General features: G+C 74.7%; 4 protein-coding genes. All 4 read right to left on the bottom strand.

The window, feature by feature from the left end; all coding sequences use genetic code 11:
* Positions 1–2,019, bottom strand: a 2,019-nt coding sequence (locus FK529_RS19600) for an AAA family ATPase (protein WP_146564320.1), incomplete at its 3' end; no start/stop codon positions are given.
* Positions 2,016–3,152: a metallophosphoesterase family protein gene (locus FK529_RS19605; protein ID WP_146564322.1), complete on the bottom strand. Its 1,137-nt coding sequence runs from the start codon at positions 3,150–3,152 to the stop codon at positions 2,016–2,018. The genes FK529_RS19605 and FK529_RS19600, both read right to left, overlap by 4 nt.
* 143 nt (positions 3,153–3,295) lie before the next feature.
* Complete coding sequence (locus tag FK529_RS19610; RefSeq protein WP_146564324.1) at positions 3,296–4,075, bottom strand: hypothetical protein; 780 nt, start codon at positions 4,073–4,075, stop codon at positions 3,296–3,298.
* Positions 4,076–6,849 (bottom strand): DEAD/DEAH box helicase (locus tag FK529_RS19615; RefSeq protein ID WP_146564326.1); only part of this gene is annotated, 2,774 nt, incomplete at its 5' end.

Consider the following 6,849-nt stretch of genomic DNA (forward strand, 5'->3'; position numbering starts at 1 on the left):
CTGCGCGCGGGCGGCGGCGAGACGGGCCGCGAAGCCGGCGACGTCGGCCTCCCTGGCTGCGGCCTCGTGCTCGGCGACCTGCGCCGCGGCGGCCTCCCGGGCGACGACGGCGGCGTCGGCCGCCTCGCCCAGCGCCTCGTCGGCGGCCTCGGCCCGGGCGCGTTCCAGCTCCGCGGTCAGCTCGGCGGCCTGGTGGTCGAAGTCCTGCAGCCGGTTGGCCGCCGTGCGCGCGGTGACATCGGCGGCGTGCAACTCCTGCTGCTTCTGCCCGAGCTGCTCGCGCGTCCGCTTCTCCTCCGCGCGGGACGCCACCTCGGCCTGTGTCGCCTCCATGAGGTTCGCCTTGGCCCGCTCCGGATCGACGGCCACGAGTTCGGGATCGACCGCCGCCTCAAGCGCGACGATCCGCTCCGCCGACTCCTCGGCGAGTTGCCGCAGCTCCGCGAGCGTGTTGTCGCCGAGCGCGTGCGCCAGGGCGATCCGCGCCTCCTGCAGCTCGATCTCCACCGCCTCGCGCTGCTCGTGCAGCTCGCGGGCCGCGGCGACGTCCGCTACCCCGGCGTCGCGGCACGCGCTGCGGAGTGCGGTGTGCGCGGCCTTCATCTCGGCGGCGGCGTCGGCGCTCTCGCCGCGCTGCACCACCTCGATCCGGACGGCACCGGGTACCTCGATCACCATGCCGTTCCCGGCGACGACCTCGACCGGCTCCTCGCCGATGTTGCGGCCGTCCACGAGCACGTCGGAGAAGCCGAGCCGCTCCAGCTGCAGCGTGGCGGCGAGCGCGGAGAACCGGGCCTGCGCCTTCTCGTAGCGCTGCTCGGCGACCGCGATGCTCTGCAGGGCGCGCCGGTCGAGGGGGTTGGCCGCCAGCCGGTTCCGGGCGTCCTCCACGTCCTTACCGACGAGCTGCGCCTGCTCGATCCGCTTGACGATCCGCTGGTAGTCCACGGACTCGCGGGCGTAGTCGACGGCGTACTGCGCCTGCGACTTCCGCTCCCGGCGGTCGGCGGAGACCGCCGACAGCTCGTGCACCGTGGTCTCGAGCCACGACGCCTCCGCGGCGAGCACCTCGCGGTCCGCGAGCGCACGGTCGCGCTGCACCCGCACCCGGGCGGTGCGCTCGGCGGCGAGGGCCTGCTTGTCGACGAGCCGGCGCCGGCCGTTCGCGGCGTCGCCGGCGGTCTGCTCGCGCAGGAGTGCCGATTCGTGGGCGGCGCGGGCCTGCGCGAGCGTCGACTGGAGCGCGCCGATCCGCTCCTGATCGGCGGCCAGGGCCTCCAGGGCCGCGGCGGCGGCGGACCGTCGTTCCCCAAGGGCGGACAGGCGTGCGGAGGCGAGGGCGTGATCCTCGACGACGCGGTCCACCTCGCGCAGCGCGGACTCGGCCTCGTCCAGCGCCGTGCGCGCGGCGGCCTCGCGGGCACGGGCCGCGGACAGCTCCGCCGTGGGCCGTCCGGTGGGCGTGAAGTAGCGGGCACGCTCGGCGGCGACGGCCTCGGCCAGCCGTTCGGCGCCGGGCTCGTCCTCCCCCGCGCCACCCGAGGCCGAGTCCAGCGCCTTCGCGAAGGCGCTGCTGTCCCGCAGGGAGGGCTGCTCCGGGCCGGGGCCCTGCAGCACGGTGAGCGCGGCGAGCAGGTCGCCGTCGACGTGCGCGGCCATCTGCTCGGCCACCCACGACTCCGCACTGCCGCCCGTGAGCTGCAGCGGCGTGGGCTCGAGCACCGTGAGCGTCGTACCCGGGCGCCGGTGGTACTGCTTGGCGTAGACGAAGCGGTGGGGCCCGACGGTGAGCTCCGCCTCGACCCAGGGCCCGGCGTCGCGGTGCGCGGGGCACACGGCCTCGACCCGCTGCGACTTCGACGTGGCCTTGACGTCCAGCAGCAGCTGCAGCGCCTCGACCATCGACGACTTGCCAGCCTCGTTGGGGCCGTGCAGCAGGGTGACGCCGGTGTCGGCGAAGGCGATCTCCCGCTCGTCGACGCCGCGGAAATCCCTGACCGCCAGGCGGTGCAGCCTCATGCGACCACCTCCTGCCGGGTGAGCCGGTAGAGCAGCGCCAGCGCCCCGGAGGCGTCGGCCGCCCGCTCCCCACCGCTGCGCGCGACCCCGAGCAGCTCCTGCGCGGCGTCGGCGGCCGGGCCGGTGAGCTCGAGCGCGTCCAGTTCCTCCTCGCCGGGGAGCACCGCGAGATCGGTCTTGCGCTCCCACAGCTCGACGGCCGCGAACCGCGCCCGCAGCGCCTCGATCTCGGCGTCCAGTCGGGCCTTCGCCGCGAGCCCGACGGTGCCGGTGAAGCCGACCTTGACCACGGTGCGGTCCTTATCCGGCAGGGCCGCCAGCGCACCGACGGCGGCGTCCACGTCGCGCTCGGCCGTGAGCGGGAACTCGCGCGAGGCGAACCGCCAGGTGCCGACGCGCACCGCCTCGACCCGGGCCGGGCCGGAATCGGGGACGTCGACGACGAGGACGGCGCCGGACGCCGTCTCCTTGTGGTCGAAATTGGTGACCTCGGGGGCGCCGGAGTACCAGATAGCCGGCGCGACCTCGGTGACCGAATGCCGGTCCCCGAGTGCGACGTACCGCAACTCGCCGGCGGCGATCCGCTCAGACAGCGCCGCCACGTCGATCAGGCGTTGGTCCCGGGCGCCGACGGGCAGGGTGCCGCCGTGGCCGACGGCGATGCGGAGCACGCCCTCCCCCGGCGCGGGGGCGGCCGCCACAGTTTCGGTGAGCGGGTCACCGGCGGGGTGCTTGGAGAACCACGGCGCGGCCAGGAGCTCGATGCCCGGGCGGACCTCGTGCACGCCGGGCGCATCGAGCACGGTCACGTTCGCGGGGCGGTGCCGCCGGAACACCTCGGAGGTGTAGATCGAGGCCGCGTCCAGCGGATCGTGATTGCCGGGCAGCAGGTATACAGGGCGGTCGATCGCGGCGATCCGGTCGAGGCTGCGGGCGATCACCGCGGGAGCGAGCCGGTTGTCCTCGAAGACGTCACCGCAGACGACGACGAACTCCGCCTCCCGCTCGGCCGCGACGGCGCCGAGGCGGGAGATCGCGTCCAGCCGGGCGTCGGTGAACCGGGCCTGCGCATCCGCATCGAGGAAGTGCCGGGTCATCCCCAGTTGCCAATCCGCCGTGTGCAGGAACCGCATGCTCGCCACCCCCTCGTAGGTCGCCCCTCAGGGTAGTGACACCGACCGACAAGTTCCGTCACCGACGCGGTCCTGCGTCGGTCACTCCGCCGTCGCTCCGACGACGAGGCCACGGGCGGCCGACATAGCCCATCATGCGCAGTTCACCGTGGCTCTCGGAGGCGGTCGTAGAGCTCGGCGAGCTCGTCCGTCGCCTCGGCGATGTCGGCGGGTTTCGTGCCGGTGCGGCGCAGCGCCGTGCGCAGGAGTGCGGGGTCGAGCAGCGTCATGGCGTCGATCGGGGACGGCTCGGGCAGCGGCGGGAGGTCGTAACCCTCGCCGTAGAAGGACGCGGCACCGGCGTCCCATGCCTCGCCGGACGGGCGCGCACCGTCGGCCCCGGAACGGAGCGGAGCGGAGCCCTCCCGCTCGGACGCGTTGACGCGGGCCAGCAGCCCGGCGAGCGGGACGCCCGCGAAGTCGAGGACCAGCGACGGGTCCCCGTCCGCCGCGGCGCAGAACTCGTACGTCAGGGCGAGGGCGTGCACGCAGGCGCCGGAGTCGTCCGGGCAGGCGCAATCGACGATCACGTCGGACGCGGTCTCGGGCAGCACCAGCTCCCCCAGCGTGCGCCCCAGTTCGCCCCGAGTCACGCCGAGCAACTCCGCCGTAGCGCCCTGCGCGACGAGTAGGGAGACCACCGCGGCGGGATCGCCGGGCACCCGCGACAGCCCGACGCCGAACGGGTCGAGCTGGCTGCCCTGCACCGTCGCGGTGATCGACGCCGGCACCACGGCCAGCGAGTACACCTGGTGCTCCTGGTACAGCCGCCGCGCGTACTGCACCTTGCGCCGCTCGGTCACGTCCTCGCGCTGCTGGATCAGGCGCCGGCTGAACCACGTCGCGCCCATCGGCCGCGCGGTGTCGCGGGTCCGTCGCGCCACCTAGACCACCGCCTCGTCACGCAGGGCGACCAATTCGTAGAGCTCGTCGTTGTTCAGCTCCGTCAGCCAGGCCTCGCCCGTCTGCACCGTCATCGACGAGAGCTCCTTCTTCGCCGCGATCACCCCGTCGATGCGCTCTTCCAGCGTGCCCGCGCAGACGAACTTGCGCACCTGCACGGCCCTCGTCTGGCCGATGCGGAAGGCGCGGTCGGTGGCCTGATTCTCGACGGCCGGGTTCCACCAGCGGTCCACGTGGATCACGTGATTCGCGGCGGTCAGGTTGAGGCCGGTGCCGCCCGACTGCACCGTCGCGACCAGGGCCGGGGCGCCGTCGCCGGACTGGAAGCGCGCCACCAGGGCGTCGCGCTCGGCACGGGGCACGGCACCGTCGAGCACGGGGATCTCCTCGCCCAGCAGGCCCGCGAGCCAGGGCTGCAGCATCCGCGCGAACTCGGCGTACTGGGTGAAGACGAGCGCACGTTCGCCCTCGTCCGCGACGGTGCTGAGGATGTCCGCCAGCAGCTCGACCTTGCCCGAACGGTGCTGCCCGCGGCGCAGCAGCGGCGACCCGTCGCCGAGATAGTGCGCGGGGTGGTTGCAGATCTGCTTGAGCCGGGTCAGCGAGGCCAGCACGAGCCCGCGCCGGCCCATGCCCTTCGACTCCCGCAGCTCCTGCACCAGCCGGTTCAGCGCGGCCTGGTACAGGCCCGCCTGCTCGGGGGTGAGCGAGGCACGGACCGCGAACTCGGCCTTCTCCGGGAGCTCCGGGGCGATGGCCGGGTCGGTCTTCTCGCGACGCAGGATGAACGGCGAGGTCAGGGTGTTCAGCCGGCGCACGGCCGCCTGGTCCTGCTCCCGCTCGATCGGCAGCGCGAACCGGTTGCGGAAGGTGCGGGCCGAGCCCAGCAGGCCGGGGTTGACCAGGTCGATCACGGCCCGCAGGTCCTCGAGGCGGTTCTCCACCGGCGTGCCGGTGAGCGCCACCCGGTGCGCGGCCGGAATCGACCGCAGCGCCTTCGCGGCGGCGGTGTTGACGTTCTTGACGTGCTGCGCCTCGTCGACCACGACGCGGCCCCAGTGGTGCCCGGCCAGCAGCTCCCGGTCGCGCGCGGCGAGCGCGAAGGTGGTGAGCACGACGTCCGAGTCGGCCGCGGCCCGTCCGAACTCCTCGCCGGTGGGCCGGTCGGTGCCGTGGTGCACGTGCACCCGCAGCCCCGGCGCGAAGCGCTGCGCCTCCGCGACCCAGTTGCCGACCACCGACATGGGGCAGACGAGCAGCGTCGGCCGGACCGACTCCCCCGCCTCGCGTTCGTGGCACAGGAGCGCGAGCAGCTGGATCGTCTTGCCCAGGCCCATGTCGTCGGCGAGGACGCCGCCGATGCCGCTGCGCCACAGGGTGACCAGCCACTCGAGCCCGCGCAGCTGGTAATCGCGCAGCTGCGCCGTCAACGTCGACGGGGCCGCCACCTCCGCCGGTGCGATGGTTCCGCCGCGGTACACCGAGTCGAGCCAGCCGAGACCGTCGACCGCGGCGAGCGGCGCGGGCAGCGCCGCGGGATCGGCGATCATGCCGAGCAGGTCGCTCAGATCGGTCCCGGACTCGGCGGCGGAACGCTGCTCGGCGACGAACCGCGCCGCCTGCGCCAGCGTGCGGCGATCGGCGCGCACCCACTTCCCGCGGACCTCGACCAGCCCGGACATCGAGTTCGCCAGGGACGCCAGCTCGCTGGCGGTGAGCACGGTGTCGCCCACCGCGAGCTGCCACGCGAAGTCCTTGATCTCGGAGAGTCCGGCCTGCACCGTGAGTGCCGTGCGGCCGGGCTGCTCCCGCCCGACGAGCCGCAGCGCGGGCCGCACCGTCGCGATCGAGGCGGGCAGCAGCACCTCGTACCCGGCCTTGGTCAGTCCCGGGGCGCCCTCCAGGAAGAGCGCCTCCGCCTCCTCGGTGGTGAGCAGGAAGTCCAGCGACGCATCGTCCTGTGCGACCCGCTTGAGCGGCGGATACACCGCGAGGGCCCGGGCCAGCTCGCCCGCCAGGTCGTCGAGGTCGACGGGGCTCATCCGGCCCGGATCGGCGCGCACGGGCGCGGCGCCGGGGACGCGCCGGCACACCTCAAGCCGCCACGGCGTCCCACCCGGCGTGGCCCGCGGGGACAGGGGGCTCTCGCCCGGGGCGCGGCCGTCCGGTTCGACGAGGCGCAGCACCAGGAGGGTCTCGGCGGAGCGGACACTGCCCGCCCACTCGGTCCACGCGGCGGCGGCACCGGCGTCGGCGACGGCGCGGGCCGGGAGGGGCTCGCCGTCGACGAGCGCCCGCAGTACGGGCGCCGCGACCCAGGCCCAGGGGCCGTCGCCCAGCCGCAGCCGCGCGTACCGGTCGGCCAGCTCGGCGCCCATGTCGAGGATCGCGGCGAGATCGCCCGTGCGGCGCAGCACCGGCGGCATCGCGGCGGCCGCGGTCTGCACCCAGGTGCGCCACTGCACGGACTCCACGGGCGCCCAGCGCACTATCTGGTCCCCGTCGTCGCTGCGCAGCACCGGGCTGACGGCCCCGGCGGCGACGAACCGCTCGACGGACTTCGCGACCCAGCGCAGGTAGCGCAGGTCGCCGGCACCGTCGGACGGGGCGAGGGCGTCGAGCAGCGCGGCGGCACGCGCGGGGCCGAGGGTGAGCGCCGGTGCGACCAGACGGCCCTGGGGCCCGGCGAGCGCGACGGAGCGGCGGGGCCGGCGGGCAGAACGGAAGCGGACACGTGCGAACTCCAGGCCCGGCC

Source organism: Tsukamurella asaccharolytica, from assembly GCF_007858435.1.
GTDB lineage: Bacteria > Actinomycetota > Actinomycetes > Mycobacteriales > Mycobacteriaceae > Tsukamurella > Tsukamurella asaccharolytica.